The organism is Cellulomonas taurus (assembly GCF_012931845.1).
GTDB lineage: Bacteria > Actinomycetota > Actinomycetes > Actinomycetales > Cellulomonadaceae > Cellulomonas > Cellulomonas taurus.
Genome location: NZ_CP051884.1, coordinates 2,680,893 through 2,700,074, shown reverse-complemented (window position 1 = coordinate 2,700,074; position 19,182 = coordinate 2,680,893). Strand labels below are relative to the sequence as shown.

The following is a 19,182-nucleotide window of genomic DNA, read 5'->3' as shown; positions in this document are numbered from 1 at the left end:
CGCGATGAGTCACCGAACCCGGCCACCCAGCACGTCCCGGGTTCTCGACGACCGCACGCCCAACCGATTCTTCGCCTCCGACCTGGACGGGGCTCCGCGCTGGGTCGGCGGGATGCTCGCCGGGTTGCAGGCGGCACTGCTGTCCCTGCTGCTGGTGGTCGTGCCCGCGATCGCCGCCTTCGTGGCGACCTCCTCGGCCCCGGCCACCGACGGGGTGCCGTGGACCAGCGCCCTCCAGGTCGGCGCCGGGGTGTGGCTGCTGGCCCACGGGGTGCCCTTCCCGACCGCTCCGTCGGTGACGCTCGCCCCGCTCGGGTTGACCGCCCTGGCCGTGTTCAGTGCCTGGGCGTCGGCGCGCCGCTCGGGCTACGCCACCTGGCGGTCCTACGGCGCCGGAGTGCTGGCCTACACCGGGGTGCTGGTCCTGGTCGGGTTGTTCTCCGGGGTGCCGCTGCTGCACCTCGGGATCGGGGTGTTCGCCGCCGTCACCGTCTCCGGGCTGGGGCTCGGCGCGGGGCTGCTCCGCCGGGCCGAGGCGCCCCGGGTCGCCACGCTGCTGCAGCCGGTGCGACGACGGCTGCCGGATGCCGTCGCGCAGGGGATCGGGGCCGGGGCGGTGTCCCTCGTCGCCCTGCTGGGGGTCTCGGCGCTGCTCACCGTCGGCTGGATCCTGGCCGGACGGAGCACCATCGGTGACGTGGTCACCGGGTTGGGCCTGGACGCGGTCGGCGGGGTCGTGCTCGCGGTCGGTGAGCTCGCCTACCTGCCCACCCTGGTGATCTGGGCGATGTCCTGGCTCTCCGGCCCCGGCTTCGCGGTGGGCACCGGTACCTCTTTCACTGTCGGTGGCGCCGACACCGGAGCACTGCCCGCGGTGCCGATCCTCGGTGCGCTGCCCGCCCCCGACATCGCGGGCGGCGTGCTGCGCTACATCCCGGTGCTCACCGTGCTGACCGGGCTGCTCGCCGTGCTCTGGCTGCGCCGACGACTCGACTCGCGCAGTGCCTGGCACCCGGTGATCGCCGGAGCCGTGGCCGCTGTGGTCGCCGGGGTGGGTGCCGGGTTGCTCGCGGCGCTGGCGTCCGGTGGCATCGGGCCGGGCAGGATGACCCACTTCGGACCGGCGCCGCTCCTGGTCGGACTCACCGTGGCGGCCGGGACGGCGGTGGCGATGGTGCTCGTGCTGCTGCCCGCCGACCGGAACGTCCGCACCGCGGTCGCCTCGGCGGCGCGGGGTGGGTGGCGGCGGATCCGCGGCGGCGCGCAGGCGGACGTCAGGGCCACGGCGACGGCTGCGGGTGGCACGACCACTGGTGGCACGGACTCGGCTCCCGGCGGACGCGCCGCGGGCGACTAGGACCCGCTGCCGCCCAGCCACCCCTCCATCAGCTCGGTGGACCGCTGCTCGTACTCCACCTGACAGCTGGTGCGCGCCGATTCGGTGACCGCCGAGCCGAGGCAGTCCTGCAACGCCGTCTGCGCGGGCCACAGGGCCAGCGGGGCGAGGGTCATCAGCCCCAGCAGCCCGGCCAGCGCCAATCCGACCACCACCATCGGCGCCAGCGCACCACCGACCCGGCCCCTCGACGCGGTGCGCAGCGCCCGGATGCCGGTGACCACCGCACCGACCAGGAACAGCACTGCCGCAGCGCCCCAGGGCAGCGGCAGCATGCTGACCAGCACCGCCGCGATCATCCAGATCCCGAACAGGCGCACCAGGCGACCGGTCTCCAGCACCAGCGCGGGGTCCGGCGGCTCAGGTGGCTCAGTGGGCCCAGGGTGCTCGGGCGGCACCGGCGGGCGCTGCGGAGCCGGGCGCAGCTGCTGGGGCCCGGGCGGCGTGAGCGGCTGCTGCCGAGGGTCCGGGGTGGGACGGTCGGCGGGCGGCGGTGCGTACGGGTTGCTCACCGGAGCATCCTCGCACCGGTCGCCCGCTACAGTCCGACCTCATGCAGCCAGCACCCCCCAGCCACCCCACCCGCAGCACCGGTCGCCTGGTGGTGCTGATCTCCGGCACCGGCAGCAACCTGGCAGCGCTGCTCGCCGCCCAGCGGGACCCGGCGTACCCGGCCCGGGTGGTCGGCGTCATCAGTGACCGGGCCGGTGCCGGCGGGCTGGACATCGCCCGGGCCGCCGGGGTGCCGACCGCCGTCGTGGCGCCGGGGGACTTCCCGGACCGGGACGCCTGGAACGTCGGCCTGGCGGAGGCGATCGCGGTCTTCGGGCCAGATCTGGTGGTCTCCGCCGGGTTCATGCGGATCCTGGGCGAGCCGGTGCTGGGTCGGTGGCCGGACCGGGTGGTGAACACCCACCCGGCGCTGCTGCCGTCCTTCCCCGGAGCGCACGCGGTGCGGGACGCGCTGGCCTACGGGGCGAAGGTGACCGGGTCGACCCTGCACGTGGTGGACGCGGGCACCGACACCGGGCCAGTGATCGCCCAGGTCGCGGTCGAGATCCTGCCGGGGGAGGACGAGTCGGCGCTGCACGAGCGGATCAAGGTCGCCGAGCGGGTGATGCTGGTCGAGTGGGTGGGGCGCATCGTCGCCGGTGGTCTGCGGGTCGAGGGGCGTGTGGTCACCGTCGGTTAGGCTCGTCCACGGTCGCGACTGGCGAAGGGTGGAACCAACCACCGGGGAGCGGCCGGAGTCACCTCCACCGACGCGTCGATCGCCTGGGCGCGCGGGGAACCGCTGCACACCCGCACGCCGTCCCGGAGGAGACCATGTCCCACGCCGATCTGCCCTCGCTGCCCGTCGTCGCCGACCGTGAGGCGGAGGACACCCGTCGACCGATCCGCCGCGCGCTGATCTCGGTCTACGACAAGACCGGCCTGACCGAGCTGGCGACCGCCCTGCACGCCGCCGGGGTGGAGCTGGTGTCCACCGGGTCGACCGCGGGCACCATCGCCGCCGCCGGGGTGCCGGTGACCCGGGTGGAGGAGCTGACCGGCTTCCCGGAGTGCCTGGACGGACGGGTCAAGACCCTGCACCCGCGGGTGCACGCCGGGATCCTGGCCGACACCCGGCGTCCCGAGCACCTGGCGCAGCTGGACGAGCTGGGGGTGGCGCCCTTCGAGCTGGTCGTGGTGAACCTCTACCCGTTCACCGCGACCGTGGCCTCCGGCGCCACCCCGGACGAGTGCGTCGAGCAGATCGACATCGGCGGACCGTCGATGGTGCGCGCGGCGGCGAAGAACCACCCCAGCGTCGCCGTGGTGGTGGACCCCGCCGGGTACGACCAGGTGATCGCCGCCGTCGGTGCCGGGGGCTTCACCCTGGGCCAGCGAGGTCGGCTGGCGGCGCAGGCGTTCGCGCACACCGCCGCCTACGACGTGGCGGTGGCCTCCTGGATGGGCGGCATCGGCGCCCCCACCGACGACGGCTCCGGCTTCCCGGCGTTCGCGGGGGCGAGCTGGGAGCGGGCGGACGTGCTGCGCTACGGCGAGAACCCGCACCAGCGCGCCGCCGTGTACACCGCACCGGGTGCGAGCGGGCTGGCCACCGCCACCCAGCTGCACGGCAAGGCGATGAGCTACAACAACTACGTGGACGCCGACGCCGCCTGGCGGGCGGCACACGACCACGACGGTCCGGCGGTGGCGATCATCAAGCACGCCAACCCGTGCGGGATCGCGGTCGGCTCGGACATCGCCGACGCCCACGCCAAGGCGCACGCCTGCGATCCGGTCTCCGCCTACGGCGGTGTGATCGCCGCGAACCAGCCGGTCACGGTCGCCCTGGCCGAGCAGATCGCCCCGGTGTTCACCGAGGTCGTCGTCGCCCCCGCCTTCGAGCCGGCGGCGCTGGAGATCCTGTCCCGGAAGAAGAACATCCGCCTGCTGGTGGTCGACGGGGTGCCCGGTGCCGGAACCGAGCTCCGGCCGATCAGCGGCGGCGTGCTGGTGCAGGAGTCCGACCGGATCGACGCCCCCGGTGACGACCCGGCGACCTGGACCCTGGCCGCCGGTGACGCCGCCGACGCCGCCACGCTCGCCGACCTGACCTTCGCCTGGCGTGCCGTGCGCGCGGTGAAGTCGAACGCGATCCTGCTGGCCGACGGCGGCGCCTCGGTCGGCGTCGGGATGGGTCAGGTCAACCGGGTCGACTCCTGCCGGTTGGCGGTCGAGCGGGCCAACACCGGCACCGAGCGGGCGCGGGGAGCGGTGGCCGCCTCCGATGCGTTCTTCCCGTTCGCCGACGGGCTGCAGGTGCTGCTGGACGCCGGGGTCCGTGCGGTGGTCCAGCCCGGCGGGTCGGTCCGGGACGAGGAGGTCATCGCCGCGGCGCAGGCCGCCGGTGTCACCCTCTACCTGACCGGCACCCGGCACTTCGCGCACTGACCCGCGAGGGGTCGTGCCTCACAGCCGGCCGTCAGGTTGGCGCGCCACCCTGGGTCGTCGTCAGCCGAGAATGACCCCAGGAGCAACGCCGTGAGCACGACCCCTCGCCGGTCCGATCTGAAGAAGCTGCCGAAGAAGGACCGCCGGGTGCTGGCCCGTGAGCTGGCCCGGATCGAGCGCGAGCGCGAGCTCGCCCGACGACGACGCAACCGGCGGCTCGGCTGGACCGGTGCCGGATTGGCGGTGTTCGCCGTCGGTGTGGTCGCGGTGCTGGTGGTGCAGTCGTCGGCGCGGGCGGCGCACCTGGGGCCGAAGAACATGCTCAGCGACGGTGTGGTGCTGACCGGCGACGGCAGCACGGTGACCGCCACCCGGACCAGCGCGCTCGATCCGGACACCGAGCCGACCCCGACCGTGGTGGACCGCAGCTCCGGGGCGCTGGACCTGGTGCTCTACCTGGACTACCGCTCGCCGCAGGCGCAGACCTTCTGGGCGGCGAACGGTGACCAGATCGATTCCTGGGTCACCCAGGGCCTGGCCACCCTGGAACTGCATCCGGTCGCGGTGCTGGACGACGCCGCGGTGGCAGCGCCGACCCCGACCGCCGCCGCATCGCCCGCACCCACCGCACCGTCCGCGAGCATCGACACCACCGGCGACTACTCGGTGCGCGCCGCCAATGCGCTGGCCTGCGTCGCCGACACTGTGCCGGACAACGCGCTGAGCGTGCACCAGGCGCTGATCGGCGCCCAGCCCGACCTGGGGGCAGCGGGCCTCACCGACGACCAGCTCGCCGACCTCGTGCGCGGCACCGGGATCACCAACACCACGGTCACCGACTGCCTCAGCGACCACAGCTTCGAACCCTGGGTGCGGGACGCCACCGACCGAGCAGCCGACAGTGTGGGAGCGACCGATGCCGCACCGGTGCTGATGGTCGCGGGGGAGCGGTACACCGGATCGCTGGACGACAACCAGGCACTGGTCGCCTTCATCACCGAGGTCAGCGAGCAGCTCGCCGCCGAGTCCAGCCCGGCCCCGACCGCGACCCCGACTCCCACGACCCCGACCGACCGCCCCACCGCGCAGTAGGCCGGACCGCCCGCGCCGGTCCGACCGCAGGGGGACGCACGGGTCGGATCGGGGGTGGATGTGGCCACCGACCTGGGTTTCTACGCTGGTCGGCATGGGAACGTGGACGTGGCCGGCCTGGGTGGGCGTGATCGGCGGACTGATGGTGTTCGCCGGAGTGTTCCTCCCGGCGGTGGTCTGGCAGAGCCGACGGTTCGGCCGTCTCAGCGCCCGACGGCTGCTCGGCACCGCGGCGCTCGCGATCTACGGCGTGGCGCTGGTCGCGTACACCCTGCTGCCCCTGCCCTCCGGTGATCTGGCGCTGTGGTGCGCCGAGCACGGGGTCGGCGGCGCGCAGCTGCACCCGTTCCAGTTCATCGCCGACATCCGCCGGGACACCGCCGGTCTGAGCCTGGTCGCCACCCTGCGCAGCGTCGCGGTGCTGCAGGTGGTGTTCAACGTCCTGCTGTTCATCCCCTGGGGCGTGTTCGCCCGGGGGTTCGCGGGCTGGGGTGTGGTCCGGGCGACGGTCACCGCCGCGCTCGGCTCCCTGCTGATCGAGGTCACCCAGTTCACCGGGATCTTCGGTCTGATCGGCTGCTCCTACCGGCTGGGCGACGTCGACGACCTGATGACCAACACCCTCGGCGGATTGCTGGGTGCGCTGATCGCGCCGGTGATCATGCGGTGGATGCCGCGTCCCGCCGACCTGGCCCGCGGCCGGGGGACCCCGCGACCGGTGGGTGCGCTGCGCCGCTGGCTGGGCATGCTGATCGACGTCATGGCGGTGTTCGCCCTGGGCGCGGCGCTCGGGATCGGCTGGATCCTGGCCGGCTATCTGGTGGACGGGACCACCTGGAATCCGCCCGACCTGGTGACCACCTGGCTCCCGGCGGCCTTGCTGCTCTGGCTTCCGCCGCTGATCGGCTCCGGGGCGTCCCTCGGTCAGCGTGCGATGTGGCTCGAACCGCGCTGGCGCGGTGCCACCGGTGAGCTGGTGCGCGGTGACCTGGCGCGACGTGTGCTGCGCGGGCTGTGCGGCGCCGGCGGGTGGGGCGTGCTGATCTCGATCGACGGGTGGGGCCTGGTGCTGGTCGCTTTCGTGATCGCCACGGTGGTGGCGGTGCCGGGCACCCGCGGGCACCGGGGGTTGTCCTACGCGATCACCGGCGCGGAGCTGGTGGACGCCCGCACCCCGCGCTGAGCGCTCAGGCCCGCAGCGCCGAGCGGAGCTGCACGGCCGGGTCGGCGGCGGCGACGCGGTCCAGCTCGGGCAGCTGCTCGGCGGCGAACAGCCGACGGGCCGCCGCCACGTCCCGGGGCCGGTCGACGGTGAAGACGGCGGTCAGCCGGTCGCTGTCCGGCGCGAACCACAGGGCGGCCCACCCGCTGGCGTCGTCCGGGTCGCCGCGCAGCACCACCTCGTCACCGTGTCCCGGGTGGCCGTACAGCGCCAGCTCGTGTCCGAACTGGGTGGAGAACACGTAGGGCGCCGGGTCCTCGGCGGCTGCCTCCCCGAGCAGACCCGCCACGACGGCGGCCGGTGCGCGCAGCGCCGCGTCCCAGTGCCCGCCGCTGACCCAGCCGTGCCGGGCGGAGCGACGCCGGGTCACGTCACCGACCAGCCGCACCCGGGACCGGGCGGGCAGGGGCGCACCGGTGCTGTCGGTGCTGTCAGTGCTGTCAGTGCTGTGGGTGACCGGGCCGTCCAGCGGGTCGACGAGCGGCGCGCCCCACTCGTCCACCCGCACCGCGCCGTCCGGGTCCCGGGGCAGGGCACCGTCCAGCCAGTCGGTGGCCGGTCGTGCCCCCACCGCCGCCAGCACCAGGTCGGCATCGATCCGCTCGCCGTCGGCGAGTGTCACGCCGCCGTCGTCCACGGTCGCTACCCGCACCCCGGTGCGCAGGTCGATCCCGGCCCGCTGCCACCAGTCCCGGGTCAGCTCACCGACGGCGCCCAGCACCGGCAACGGTCCGGCCAGCGCCTCCAGCACCGTCACCTCGAGCCGGTCCGGCAGGGCGGCCGCGGCGACCGTCGCCAGCTCCGCGCCGATCCAGCCCGCACCGACGATCACCAGGCGCCGCGCGTCGGCCACCGCGTGTCGCAGGGACTCCGCGTCGGCGGCGGTGTGCAGCACCCGAGCGGCGGGCCACGGGTTCATCGGGGTGGAGCCGGTGGCCACCACCACCGCGTCGGCCGCGATCTCGGTCGGCAGGTCGGGCAGCGCGCCGGGCCGGTCCCCGGCGGCAGCCACGCTCACCCGCACCCCGTCCGCGTCGACCCGCAGTCCGGTGGCCCGCACCCCGAGCAGCACGTCGTCGGCGGCGGTCAGCGCGTCGGCGGCCAATTCATCGGCCAGCCATGCGGGCGCGGGCCGGTCGAACAGGTGCTTGGACAGCGGCGGCCGGTCGTAGGGCGGCACGTCCTCGGCACCGATCAGTCCGATCCAGCCGGTGTGGCCCTGACGGCGCAGTTCCAGCACCGTGCGGGCCCCGGCGAGGCCGGCACCCACCACCAGGATCCGGGACGGGGCAGAGGTGTCGTCGGCTGCGCTCACCCGGCCACGGTAGTCTCGGCGGCGGCCTCGATCGAAGGGAGCAGCCCCGTGACCCCGACCACCCCCGGTCAGTCCGCGGCGGATCCGCTGGAGGACCCGGACGCCCGGTTCGGCCCCGACGGTCAGCCGCTCGACCCGCGGGAGATCGCCCGCGCGTCGCTGGAGGCAGGGCGCAACGCGTCGCTGTGGATCGTGGCTGGAGCGGTGCTCGCCTGCGTCGCGGTGGCCCTGGTCTGGGGACCGGGCTTCGGTGCCTCGCTGTTCGCCCTGCTGCTGGCGGGGTGTGCCGTGGTGCGGGCGGTCGTGCGCGGCCCGGGACCCGCCGTGCTGGTGGTGCGCAGGCGCGCCGTCGACGTGGTGACCCTGGCGTTCCTCAGCGTCAGCATCGGCGCGCTGGCCCAGATCCTGCCCTGAACGCGACACAGGGCGGCCCCGTCGGAACGGGACCGCCCTGCCGGAGAGCGCCGGGTCAGCGGACCTCGGTGATCTCCTCCTCGATCAGCACGTCGTCGGCCAGCTCGTCGTCCAGCTCGGCGTCGTCGTCACCGCCGCCGAAGCCGCGGTAGAGCAGCGCGGCGAGCACCGCACCGAACAGCGGCGCCACGGCGAACACCCACAGCTGACCCCAGGCCCAGCTCTCGGAGAAGATCGCCGCCGCCAGGCTGCGCGCCGGGTTCAGGCCGGCGTTGGTGATCGGGGTGGCGATCAGCACGGCCAGGGCCAGCACGGCGCCGTAGCCGACGGCGGACTTCTGCACGCCGGTGCGGTCGGTGGTGGTGCGGTTGCTCACCGCGAGGAACACGCCGACCAGGACCGCGGAGACCACGACCTCGACCAGCAGCGCGGCGATCAGGCTGAAGCCCTCGGTGCTGCCGGTGGACATCGCCAGCGGGGAGTGCGCCTCGAAGCCGTTCGCGGTCGAGCTGAAGAACTGCCGCTCGGCGGTCTGCAGCGCCGGGAAGGTGGACACCGGCAGGTACAGCACGGCCGAGGCCAGCGCGGCACCGATCACCTGGGCCACCCAGTACGGCAGCAGGTGGGCGAACCGGGTGCGACCGGCCAGCGCGGAGCCGAGCGTGATCGCCGGGTTCAGGTGTCCGCCGGAGACCCGGCCGATCGCCAGGTGCGCGGCACCGGCCGCCAGCCCGAAGGCCAGCGCGACGCCGAGGGCTCCGGCACCGGTGTAGGAGGCGTAGAGGGCCGTGCCCAGACCGGCGAGCACCAGCACGAAGGTGCCGAACGCCTCGGCGCCCAGACGGGCTGCCAGCGAGGCCCCCTCCGGGCGCAGCGGCACCGCGTACTCGTCGACCTCGACCTCGACGCCGGGGCGCGGCAGGCCGTAGCCGTCCGCGGCGCCGAAGCCCGCCTGGGCTGCCGGGCCGGGGGCGACCGGCGCGACCGGGACCTCGGCGGCCGGGGTCGGCTCGACCGGTGTGGCGTCGGCGGCGGTGGTCTCGGGCTGCTGCGGCGTCGGTTCCGGCGCGCCCGGGGCGCCGGGCTTCTCCTGCGACATGGTGATCCCGTCATTCGTCAGATCGGTGGAGCCGCGGGTCTGTGCCGCGGCGGTGGGTCGGCGCACCTGCTGCGCGCACCCGACCACTCAGCATGCCAGCCGACTCTGTGCGTCGCCTGGCAGTCCGGGTTGCGACCCGAAGTATCTCGACGTCAAGTAATCTGGCGGACATGGCCAAGATCAAGGTGCAGGGACCGGTCGTCGAGCTCGACGGCGACGAGATGACTCGGATCATCTGGCAGTTCATCAAGGACCGCCTGATCCACCCGTATCTGGACATCGACCTGCGGTACTACGACCTGTCGATCCAGAACCGCGACGCCACCGACGACCAGGTCACGGTCGACGCGGCGCACGCCATCAAGGAGCACGGGGTCGGCGTCAAGTGCGCCACCATCACCCCGGACGAGGCCCGGGTCGAGGAGTTCGGCCTCAAGAAGATGTGGGTCTCCCCGAACGGCACGATCCGCAACATCCTCGGCGGTGTGGTCTTCCGCGAGCCGATCATCATCAGCAACATCCCGCGGCTGGTGCCGGGCTGGAACAAGCCGATCATCATCGGGCGGCACGCCCACGGCGACCAGTACAAGGCGACCAACTTCAAGGTGCCGGGCGCCGGCACGCTCACGCTGACCTACACCCCGGCGGACGGCTCCGAGCCGATCCACCAGGAGGTCGTCACCTACCCGGAGGCGGGCGGCGTGGCGATGGGCATGTACAACTTCAACGAGTCGATCCGCGACTTCGCCCGGGCGTCCTTCGCCTACGGCCTGCAGCGGAACTACCCGGTGTACCTGTCGACCAAGAACACGATCCTCAAGGCCTACGACGGTGCCTTCAAGGACATCTTCCAGGAGGTGTTCGACCAGGAGTTCGCGTCCGCCTTCGCCGAGCGGGGCCTCACCTACGAGCACCGGCTGATCGACGACATGGTCGCCTCCGCGATGAAGTGGGAGGGCGGCTACGTCTGGGCCTGCAAGAACTACGACGGTGACGTGCAGTCCGACACCGTCGCGCAGGGCTTCGGCTCGCTCGGCCTGATGACGTCGGTGCTGATGACCCCGGACGGCAAGACCGTGGAGGCGGAGGCCGCACACGGCACCGTGACCCGGCACTACCGCCAGCACCAGCAGGGCAAGCCGACCTCGACCAACCCGATCGCGTCGATCTTCGCCTGGACCGGTGGCCTCAAGCACCGCGGCAAGCTGGACGGCACCCCCGAGGTCATCACCTTCGCGGAGACCCTCGAGGACGTCGTGGTCAAGACCGTCGAGTCCGGCAAGATGACCAAGGACCTCGCGCTCCTGGTCGGCCCGGACCAGCAGTGGCTCACCACCGAGGACTTCCTCGCCGCCCTGGACCAGAACCTCGCCGCGCGCCTGGGCTGATCCCGCGTGACCGACGGCCCCATTCCGCTGTGGCGGGGTGGGGCCGTTGTGGTCAGGTTCTGAACCCAAGCCCAGCACCGCTATCCTCCTGGGGTGGGCACTGAGAGGGTGACCCCGGGTTCGCAGTCTTCGCTCCGCGAAGCCAACCGCGCCCGGATCGTGAGTGCCGTCCAGCAGCGTGGCTCCCTCACGCAGGTCGAGCTGGCCGGTGTCACCGGGCTGTCACCCGCCACGGTGTCGAACATCGTCAAGGAGCTGACCTCCGCCGGGGTCCTGAACACCTCCTCCAGCATCCGCAGCGGCCGCCGTGCCCAGCAGGTGACCCTCGCCCGGAACCTCGGCCTGGTCGCCGGAGTGCACTTCGGTTCCCGGTCGTTGCGGGTCGCGATCGCCGACGCGGGGCAGCAGATCCTGGCCGAGCAGCGGATGCCGCTGCCGCCGGAGCACCGCGCCGACGCCGGACTCGAACGTGCCGCGCTGCTGATCGCCGAGCTGGTGGAGAGCCTGGACACCAGCCTGTCCGAGCTGATGGCGGTCGGGGTGGGGGTCCCGGCGCCGGTCGACCCGACCACCGGCCGGATCGTCTCCGCCGGGGTGCTGCGCGGCTGGGACGGCGTCTCGGTGACCGAGGTGCTGGAGCGACGGCTGGCGGCCCCGGTCTACGTGGACAACGACGCGAACCTCGGCGCGCTGGCCGAACTGCGCCAGGGCGCCGCGACCGGACGCCAGCACGTGGTCTACCTGAAGGTGTCCCACGGCGTCGGCGCCGGGCTGATCGTCGGCGGACGGCTGGTGCACGGGCGGGCCGGCGCGGCCGGGGAGTTCGGCCACATCACCGTGGACGAGAACGGTCCGATCTGCCGGTGCGGCAACCGCGGCTGCCTGGACGCGGTGATCGGCGCCCCGGCGCTGCTGCGGATGCTGGAGTCCAGCCACGGACACCTGACGCTGCCGGACGTGATCGCCCGCGCGCAGGACGGCGACCCGGGGTGCCGCCGGGTGATCTCGGACGCCGGTCGACTGCTCGCGGTCGCCGCGGCCGACACCTGCAACCTGCTCGACCCGGAGGTCGTGGTGGTCGGTGGTCGGCTGGCCGAGGCGGGGCCGATCCTGCTGGACACCTTCCGGTCGGTGCTGCTGCAACGCACCCTGCCCAGCACGGTCGGGCCGGTCGAGGTGGTGGCCACGGCGCTCGGCACCGAGGCGGAGGTGCGCGGTGCGCTCGCCCTGGCGATGGACCACGCCGGTGTGGCGGAATCTCTGGTGGTGGCAGGATGACCACCCACAGCAGTGGAGGAGGACCGGTGGCCTCACGGACGAGCACACCAGCCCTGTCGGTTCGCGGTGTGTCCTACCAGTACGGCGCGGTGCGTGCCCTGGTCGACGTCGACCTGGACGTGCACCCGCACGAGGTGGTCGCCGTCGTCGGTGACATCGGCGCCGGCAAGTCGACCCTCGCCCGGGTGATGTCCGGCGCGCTGGTGCCCGGTTCCGGCTGGATCGAGGTCGGCGGCGAGCGGGTCGTGCTGAACAACACCCGGGAGGCCCGGGAACGCGGGATCGCCGCGGTGTTCCAGGTCCCGGCGCTGGCGGAGAACCTGGACGTGGTGCAGAACCTGTTCCTCGGTCAGGAGCTGCGGCGCGGCGGGCTGCTGGACGAGCGGCTGATGGAGAAGCGCGCCTGGGAGGTGCTGAACCAGCTGGCGGCCCGGGTGCCGTCGGTGCGGGCCCCGCTCAGCTCGTTGTCCGGAGGGCAGCGGCAGGCGGTGGCGGTGGCCCGGGCACTGGTCGGCGAGCCGAAGGTCGTCGTGCTGGACGAGCCGCTGGCGTCGCTGGGCATCTCCCAGACCGCCGAGGTGCTGAACATGGTCGAACGGCTGCGCGAGGCCGGGCTCGGCGTGGTGATGATCAGCCACTCGATGGTGGACGTGCAGGCGGTCGCCGACCGGATCGTCGTGCTGCGCCTGGGCAGGGTCAGCGGCGACTTCGACGCCGAGCACGCCTCCTACGAGGACCTGATCGCGGCGATCACCGGGATCACGCCCGACGGCCGCAGCATCCGGCCGTCGCACGTGCTCTAGTCGTCAGCGGAAGACGATCGTGCGGTGCCCGTCGAGCAGCACCCGGTGCTCGGCGTGCCAGCGCACGGCCCGGGCCAGCGCTCGGCGCTCGACGTCCTGACCCAGTGCCACCAGGTCGTTCACGCCCCGGGTGTGGTCGACCCGCTCCACGTCCTGCTCGATGATCGGACCCTCGTCCAGGTCACCGGTGACGTAGTGGGCGGTGGCGCCGATCAGCTTCACGCCCCGCTCGTGCGCCTGGGCATAGGGCCGGGCGCCCTTGAACGACGGCAGGAACGAGTGGTGGATGTTGATCACCCGACCGGCGAGCTTGCGGCACAGGTCGTCGGAGAGGATCTGCATGTAGCGGGCCAGCACGACCAGTTCGACGTCCAGGTCCTCGACCAGCGCGAGCAGCCGCGCCTCCGCCTCGGCCTTGGTGTCCTTGGTGACCGGCACGTGGTGGAAGTCGATCCCGTAGAACGCCGCCAGGTCGGTCAGTGCGGTGTGGTTGGACACCAAGCCCACGATGTCGATCGGCAGACCCTCGGACCGCTGCCGGAACGCCAGGTCGTTGACGCAGTGCGCGGCGGTGGACCCCAGGATCAGCGTGCGCATCGGTCGGCCCGCGACGTCCAGGGTCCAGGTCATGCCGAACCGGTCGGCCAGCGGCTCCAGGTCGGCGGTCAGCTGCTCCCGGGTCGCGGTCGCGGCGACCTCGACCCGCATGAAGAACAGGCCGGACAGCGGGTCGCCGAACTGCTGCGACTCGGTGATGTTGCCCCCGTGGGCGGCCAGCAGACCGGCGACAGCGGCGACGATGCCGGGCTGGTCGGGGCAGGACAGCGAGAGCACCCAGGAGGTAGACACGACGGTGAGGGTACTCGGGGCGGTCGGGGACGATGCCCCGCTGTCCACACACAGGACTTCCGGGTGGTCGGGAAGGCGTCCCGGCTGCGACGATAGGACCATGAGCCAGACCGAGGTGACCATCCGGCCCGTCGACGACGCCGAGGCGGGCGAACTGCTCACGCTGCGCCGGGCCGCGTTCGTCACCGAGGCCCAGCAGTACAACGACCCGAACATCCCGCCGCTGACCCAGACGCTCAGCGAGCTGCGTGCCGACCTGGCCAAGGACGGCGTGGTCACGCTCGGCGCGTGGGCGGGTCACCGGATGGTCGGCTCGATCCGCGTGGTGTTCGAGGGCAAGAAGGCCACCCTGGGGCGGTTCGCCGTGGCGCCCGACCAGCAGGGGCACGGCATCGGCACCCAGCTGCTGCTGTCGATCCTGCCGCACATGCCCGCGGACGTGGAGGAGGTCTGGGTGTTCACCGGGCGCGACTCGGTGCAGAACCTCGCCGTGTACGAGAAGCACGGCTACACCCACGAGCACGACCAGACCGTCGGCGACCTGACCTACGCGTACCTGCGGCGGATCATGGGCGACCCGGACGTCGCGGACGAGCCGGTCGCACCCTGACACCAGTTGCTATGGTGTCAGCGTCGCAACTGGCGCACAGGTGGACCACCACCGGGGAGCGACACAGCTGGAGAACTTCGGGTCGGACGCCTGGGCCCGTCGGTCGGATCAACGCCGCCTGAGGCTGCGGTCATCACGACCGCGCCCGCTGAGTGCCGAGGAGACGCATGAGCGCCGAGCACACCCCGCTGTTGGACCAGGGCCTGGACCAGGTCGACCCCGAGATCGCCGCCGTTCTGGACGGTGAGCTGACCCGCCAGCAGAGCACGCTGGAGATGATCGCCAGTGAGAACTTCGTCCCCCGTGCCGTGTTGCAGGCGCAGGGGTCGGTGCTGACCAACAAGTACGCCGAGGGCTACCCCGGTCGCCGTTACTACGGCGGCTGCGAGCAGGTCGACATCGCCGAGAACCTGGCGATCGCCCGCGCGAAGGAGCTGTTCGGCGCCGAGCACGCGAACGTGCAGCCGCACGCCGGTGCCACCGCGAACGCGGCGGTCCTGCACGCGCTGGCCAACGCCGGCGACAAGATCCTGGGTCTGGAGCTGTCCCATGGTGGGCACCTGACCCACGGCATGAAGATCAACTTCTCCGGCAAGCTCTACGACGTCGCCGCCTACGGCGTGAACCCGGACACCTACTTGATCGAGCCGGAGGCGATCCGCGAGGCGGCCCTCCAGCACCGGCCGGACGTCATCATCGGCGGCTGGTCCGCCTACCCGCGGCACCTGGACTTCGCCGCGATGCGCGAGATCGCCGACGAGGTCGGCGCCAAGCTCTGGGTCGACATGGCGCACTTCGCCGGGCTGGTCGCCGCCGGGCTGCACCCGTCCCCGGTGCCCTACGCCGACGTGGTGTCCTCCACGGTGCACAAGACGATCGGCGGTCCGCGCTCGGGCTTCATCCTGAGCAAGGAGGAGTACGCCAAGAAGATCGACTCCGCCGTGTTCCCGGGTCAGCAGGGTGGCCCGCTGATGCACGTGATCGCCGCCAAGGCGGTGTCCTTCAAGATCGCCGGCTCCGACGAGTTCAAGGACCGGCAGCAGCGCACCATCGACGGCGCGCGGATCATCGCCGACCGGCTGGCCGCCCCCGCGGTGCGGGAGGCCGGCGTGTCCGTGCTCACCGGCGGCACCGACGTGCACCTGGTGCTGGTGGACCTGCGGCACTCCCAGCTGGACGGCCAGCAGGCCGAGGACCTGCTGCACGGGATCGGGATCACGGTGAACCGGAACGCGGTGCCCTTCGACCCGCGTCCGCCGCGCGTCACCTCCGGTCTGCGGATCGGCACCCCGGCGCTGGCCACCCGTGGCTTCGGCGACGCCGAGTTCACCGAGGTCGCCGACGTGATCGCCACCGCGCTGACCGCCGGTCAGTCGGCCGACGTCGAGGCGCTGCGGGCGCGGGTCACCAAGCTGGCCGAGGCGTTCCCGCTGTACCCCGGCCTCAAGCAGTACTGAGAGCGCCGCGATGACAGCACGCATCCTCGACGGCAAGGCGACCGCCGCCACGATCAAGGCCGAGCTGGCCACCCGGGTCACCGCGCTCGCGGCCAAGGGTGTCCGGCCCGGTCTGGGCACCCTGCTGGTGGGGGAGGACCCGGGTTCGGTGTCCTACGTCGCCGGCAAGCACCGGGACTGCGCCGAGGTGGGCATCGCCTCGATCCGGGAGGACCTGCCCGCCGACGCCTCCCAGGAGGAGATCGAGGCGGCGGTGGCCCGGCTGAACGCCGACCCGGACTGCACCGGGTTCATCGTCCAGCTGCCGCTGCCGCGCGGGATCGACACCAACCGGGTGCTGGAGCTGGTCGACCCGGCGAAGGACGCCGACGGGCTGCACCCGACCAACCTCGGTCGCCTGGTGCTGCGGGTCAACGAGGAGATCGACTCCCCGCTGCCCTGCACTCCGCGCGGCATCATCGAGCTGCTGGAACGGCACGGGGTCGAGCTGGCCGGTGCCGACGTGGTCGTGATCGGCCGCGGCACCACGGTCGGGCGCTCGATCGGGCTGCTCCTCACCCGGCGGTCGGTGAACGCCACCGTCACCCTGACCCACACCGGCACCGCCGACCTGGCCGAGCACACCCGGCACGCGGACGTGATCGTCGCAGCGGCCGGGGTGCCGGGCATCCTCACCGCGGACCTGGTGAAGCCGGGGGCCGTGGTGATCGACGTCGGGGTCTCGCGGGTGACCGACCCGGAGACCGGCAACAGCCGGATCACCGGGGACGTCGACCCCGAGGTCGCCGAGATCGCCGCGTGGCGCTCGCCGAACCCCGGCGGCGTCGGGCCGATGACCCGGGCGATGCTGCTGGCGAACGTGGTGGAGGCCGCCGAACGGTCGGTGTGAGTCCGTCCTGACGACGCCCGGTCCCGTGCGCGGGGCCGGGCGTCGTCGTCTGCCCGGGCGGAACGGCGGCGGGCGGCAGCCATGTGGTCGACGATGGCGTGCAGCACCGGCCGTGGGGTAGCCAGGGTGACCCGCACGAACCCTGCGCCCGCCGCACCGCATGCCCGACCGTCGGTGAGCGCCAGACCGGGAATCTCCCGACCGGAGAGCTGGGTGTCCCGCAGGTCGAGCCAACCCAGGTAGGTGCCCTCCGGCGGGGTGAACCGCACGCCCGGCAGGCGCTCGGCCACCAGCTCGGCGAACAGTCGCCGGTTGCCGTCCAGGTAGTGCACCGCCTCGGCCAACCACTCCCGGCCGTCGGTGTACGCGGCGGCCGCACCGATCATGCCGAGCGTCGAGGCGCCCTTCTCGTAGTCCTCGCCGACGGCCCGCCACCGCTCGGCGTCCGCGTCGTTGCTCAGGATCACCTGGGCGGCTTTGAGTCCGGGGATGTTCCACGCCTTGCTGGTCGAGGTCGCGGTGAACGCCTGTCCGGCGGCGACCGGGCCGAGCGCGGCGTAGGGCAGGTGCGCGCGGTCCGGGTAGACCAGCGGGGCATGGATCTCGTCGGCGAACACCCGTCCGCCGTGCGCGTCCACCACGGTGGCGATGCCGGTGAGCTCGTCGGCGTCCAGCACCCGGCCGGTCGGGTTGTGCGGGTTGCAGAGCAGCAGGAGCGTGGCACCGTCGTCGAACGCCCGGTCGATCCCGTCCAGGTCGTGCTCCAGTCGGCCGTCGACCTCGATCAGCGGCACCTGGACCGTCCGGCGGCCGAGGGTGACCGGCAGCCCGATGAACGGCATGTACGCCGGGGTCGGCACGATCACCGCGTCGCCGGGGGCGGTGAACAGCTCGATGGCCGCGCGGAACGCGGTGAAGACGTCCGGCAGCGGACGCACCCGATCGACCGGCACCGACCACCCGTGATGGGCCTCGGCGAATCCGGCGAACGCCTCCGCCATCCGCTGTGCGTCACCGGGGGAGGGGTAGCCGAGCCGGCCACCGTCGATCGCCCGGTGCAGGGCAGCGGTGACGGCGGGGGCGGTGCCGAAGTCGGCCTCCGCGACGAACGCCCCGAGCCGGTCCGGGAACATCGTCCACTTCACGCTCCCGGCGGCGCGGAGCTGGTCGGGGGTGCGGGAATCGGCGTCCGAAGCGAAGGTCACCCCGGCATCACACCACCGCCCCCGCGCCCCGTCGACCCTGCACCCCTCTTCTCGCCCCCCCGCCCCGACCCACCGCTCCGCCCCGCCGTCCTGCCCACCGCGCCCCGCCCCACCGTCCCTTGCCCACCGCCCCGCCGTCCCGCCCCGCCGTCCCGCCCCACCGTCCCTTGCCAACCGTCCCGCCCCGCCGGCCCGCCCCGCCGTCCCGCTCCGTCCCACCGCCCCGCCCCACCGCCCGAACTCGTGCGCTCGCGCCCGACCTCGTGCGCTCGCGCCCGACCTCGTGCGCTCGCGCCCGAGGTCGGCAGTTCGCCGGGCTCTAGCGGTCCGAACTGCCGACCTCGCGACGAGTGCGTGGCCGGTGCACGGACGGGCGTGTGGGTGGGGTGGGGTTGGATGGTGGGTGTGTTGGTAGCGACTGCGAACGTGAATGGGATCCGAGCCGCCTACAAGCGGGGGATGGGTGACTGGGTGGCCGCGCGCCGCCCGGACGTGATGCTGCTGCAGGAGGTCCGCGCCCCGGACGAGATCCTCAGCGACTTCCTCGCCACCGCCGACTGGGACCTGGCGCACGAGGCCTGCGAGATCAAGGGCCGCGCGGGGGTGGCGATCGCGTCCCGGTTGCCGATGAGCGCGATCCGGATCGGCCTGGGCACCGGGGTGCCGGTGGACACCGGCCGCTGGGTGGAGGCCGACCTGGAGCTGCCGGGTGGCGGCAGCCTGACGGTGGTGTCGGCCTACATCCACTCCGGGCAGGCCGGGACGCCCAAGATGGACGAGAAGTACGCCTTCCTGGACGTGGTGACCAAGCGGCTGGCCGAGCTGGTCGGGTCCGGGCAGGACGTGATCGTCGCCGGTGACCTGAACATCGCCCACCGGGAGGTCGACCTCAAGAATTGGCGGACCAACCGGAAGAACGCCGGGTTCCTGCCCGAGGAACGCGCCTACCTCGACCGCTGGTTCGACGAGCTGGGCTGGCGTGACCTGGGTCGGGAGCACGGCGGCGAGGGTCCCGGGCCGTACACCTGGTGGACCTGGCGCGGGCAGGCGTTCGACAACGACGCGGGCTGGCGGATCGACTACCAGCTGGCGACACCGGGGCTGGCCGAGAAGGTCCGGTCGGTGGAGATCGACAAGGCGGCGACCTACGACGAGCGGTGGAGCGACCACGCGCCGATGGTGGTCGACTACGAGGTCTGACGGTGGGGTCCGCCACTGACGC

Annotated in this window: 17 protein-coding genes, 1 pseudogene and 2 riboswitches; of the genes and pseudogenes, 13 read left to right on the top strand and 5 right to left on the bottom strand. The window is 73.0% G+C overall.

Annotated elements, in window-relative coordinates; all coding sequences use genetic code 11:
* The first annotated feature begins 4 nt into the window (after positions 1–4).
* Positions 5–1,357 (top strand): cell division protein PerM, encoded by a 1,353-nt coding sequence (locus HGK68_RS12500; RefSeq protein WP_169166256.1) that lies wholly within the window; start codon positions 5–7, stop codon positions 1,355–1,357.
* On the opposite strand, the gene HGK68_RS12495 is transcribed toward HGK68_RS12500, so the two are convergent.
* Entirely contained in the window at positions 1,354–1,908 is a 555-nt protein-coding gene (locus HGK68_RS12495; RefSeq protein WP_169166255.1) for a hypothetical protein, read from the bottom strand. The two genes, HGK68_RS12500 and HGK68_RS12495, sit on opposite strands and share 4 nt — an antisense overlap.
* 41 nt (positions 1,909–1,949) lie before the next feature.
* Here HGK68_RS12495 and purN point away from each other — a divergent pair, with 41 nt between their 5' ends.
* The 4 genes from purN to HGK68_RS12475 all read left to right on the top strand — a co-directional run bounded on the left by purN (position 1,950) and on the right by HGK68_RS12475 (position 6,614).
* A complete protein-coding gene (purN, locus tag HGK68_RS12490; RefSeq protein ID WP_169166254.1) occupies positions 1,950–2,588 on the top strand; it encodes a phosphoribosylglycinamide formyltransferase in 639 nt (212 codons plus the stop codon).
* Positions 2,589–2,592: 4 nt separating this feature from the next.
* Positions 2,593–2,684, top strand: a riboswitch (ZMP/ZTP riboswitch).
* A 38-nt stretch (positions 2,685–2,722) separates the two neighbouring features.
* Positions 2,723–4,339 (top strand): bifunctional phosphoribosylaminoimidazolecarboxamide formyltransferase/IMP cyclohydrolase, encoded by a 1,617-nt coding sequence (gene purH, locus HGK68_RS12485; RefSeq protein WP_169166253.1) that lies wholly within the window; start codon positions 2,723–2,725, stop codon positions 4,337–4,339.
* 90 nt (positions 4,340–4,429) lie between these two features.
* Positions 4,430–5,431, top strand: a complete 1,002-nt coding sequence (locus HGK68_RS12480; protein WP_169166252.1) for a DsbA family protein — start codon at positions 4,430–4,432, stop codon at positions 5,429–5,431.
* Positions 5,432–5,525: 94 nt separating this feature from the next.
* Positions 5,526–6,614, top strand: coding sequence for a VanZ family protein (locus tag HGK68_RS12475; RefSeq protein WP_169166251.1), 1,089 nt, complete (start codon positions 5,526–5,528; stop codon positions 6,612–6,614).
* Positions 6,615–6,618: 4 nt separating this feature from the next.
* On the opposite strand, the gene HGK68_RS12470 is transcribed toward HGK68_RS12475, so the two are convergent.
* Entirely contained in the window at positions 6,619–7,968 is a 1,350-nt protein-coding gene (locus tag HGK68_RS12470; RefSeq protein WP_246260363.1) for an NAD(P)/FAD-dependent oxidoreductase, read from the bottom strand.
* Between the two features lie 48 nt (positions 7,969–8,016).
* On the opposite strand from HGK68_RS12470, the gene HGK68_RS12465 reads away from it, so the two are divergent.
* Complete coding sequence (locus HGK68_RS12465; protein WP_169166250.1) at positions 8,017–8,382, top strand: DUF3017 domain-containing protein; 366 nt, start codon at positions 8,017–8,019, stop codon at positions 8,380–8,382.
* Positions 8,383–8,437: 55 nt separating this feature from the next.
* Here the strand turns inward: HGK68_RS12465 and HGK68_RS12460 are convergent, their stop codons facing one another.
* A complete protein-coding gene (locus tag HGK68_RS12460) occupies positions 8,438–9,547 on the bottom strand; it encodes an aquaporin (protein ID WP_246260361.1) in 1,110 nt (369 codons plus the stop codon).
* A 104-nt stretch (positions 9,548–9,651) separates the two neighbouring features.
* Here HGK68_RS12460 and HGK68_RS12455 point away from each other — a divergent pair, with 104 nt between their 5' ends.
* The 3 genes from HGK68_RS12455 to HGK68_RS12445 all read left to right on the top strand — a co-directional run bounded on the left by HGK68_RS12455 (position 9,652) and on the right by HGK68_RS12445 (position 12,950).
* Positions 9,652–10,869, top strand: coding sequence for an NADP-dependent isocitrate dehydrogenase (locus HGK68_RS12455; RefSeq protein ID WP_169166249.1), 1,218 nt, complete (start codon positions 9,652–9,654; stop codon positions 10,867–10,869).
* Between the two features lie 159 nt (positions 10,870–11,028).
* The gene (locus HGK68_RS12450; protein ID WP_246260359.1) at positions 11,029–12,147 is read left to right on the top strand and encodes an ROK family transcriptional regulator; all 1,119 of its coding nucleotides are present in this window, start codon (positions 11,029–11,031) and stop codon (positions 12,145–12,147) included.
* Between the two features lie 26 nt (positions 12,148–12,173).
* Complete coding sequence (locus HGK68_RS12445; RefSeq protein ID WP_246260357.1) at positions 12,174–12,950, top strand: ATP-binding cassette domain-containing protein; 777 nt, start codon at positions 12,174–12,176, stop codon at positions 12,948–12,950.
* 3 nt (positions 12,951–12,953) lie between these two features.
* Here HGK68_RS12445 and purU read toward each other — a convergent pair whose 3' ends face one another.
* Complete coding sequence (purU, locus tag HGK68_RS12440) at positions 12,954–13,799, bottom strand: formyltetrahydrofolate deformylase (protein WP_246260356.1); 846 nt, start codon at positions 13,797–13,799, stop codon at positions 12,954–12,956.
* 100 nt (positions 13,800–13,899) lie between these two features.
* Between purU and HGK68_RS12435 the strand changes: the two genes are divergently transcribed.
* The 3 genes from HGK68_RS12435 (at position 13,900) to HGK68_RS12425 (ending at position 16,755) form a co-directional block, all read left to right on the top strand.
* Positions 13,900–14,409: a GNAT family N-acetyltransferase gene (locus HGK68_RS12435; RefSeq protein ID WP_169166245.1), complete on the top strand. Its 510-nt coding sequence runs from the start codon at positions 13,900–13,902 to the stop codon at positions 14,407–14,409.
* 15 nt (positions 14,410–14,424) lie between these two features.
* Positions 14,425–14,512: riboswitch (ZMP/ZTP riboswitch) on the top strand.
* A gap of 64 nt (positions 14,513–14,576) precedes the next feature.
* Positions 14,577–15,866, top strand: coding sequence for a serine hydroxymethyltransferase (gene glyA, locus HGK68_RS12430; RefSeq protein ID WP_169166244.1), 1,290 nt, complete (start codon positions 14,577–14,579; stop codon positions 15,864–15,866).
* A gap of 10 nt (positions 15,867–15,876) precedes the next feature.
* Positions 15,877–16,755, top strand: coding sequence for a bifunctional methylenetetrahydrofolate dehydrogenase/methenyltetrahydrofolate cyclohydrolase (locus HGK68_RS12425; protein WP_169167113.1), 879 nt, complete (start codon positions 15,877–15,879; stop codon positions 16,753–16,755).
* Positions 16,756–16,928: 173 nt separating this feature from the next.
* Here HGK68_RS12425 and HGK68_RS12420 read toward each other — a convergent pair.
* A pseudogene (locus tag HGK68_RS12420) lies at positions 16,929–17,888 on the bottom strand (MalY/PatB family protein); the annotation flags it as partial.
* Between the two features lie 468 nt (positions 17,889–18,356).
* Between HGK68_RS12420 and HGK68_RS12415 the strand changes: the two are divergent.
* Complete coding sequence (locus HGK68_RS12415; RefSeq protein WP_169166243.1) at positions 18,357–19,160, top strand: exodeoxyribonuclease III; 804 nt, start codon at positions 18,357–18,359, stop codon at positions 19,158–19,160.
* Positions 19,161–19,182: the final 22 nt, after the last annotated feature.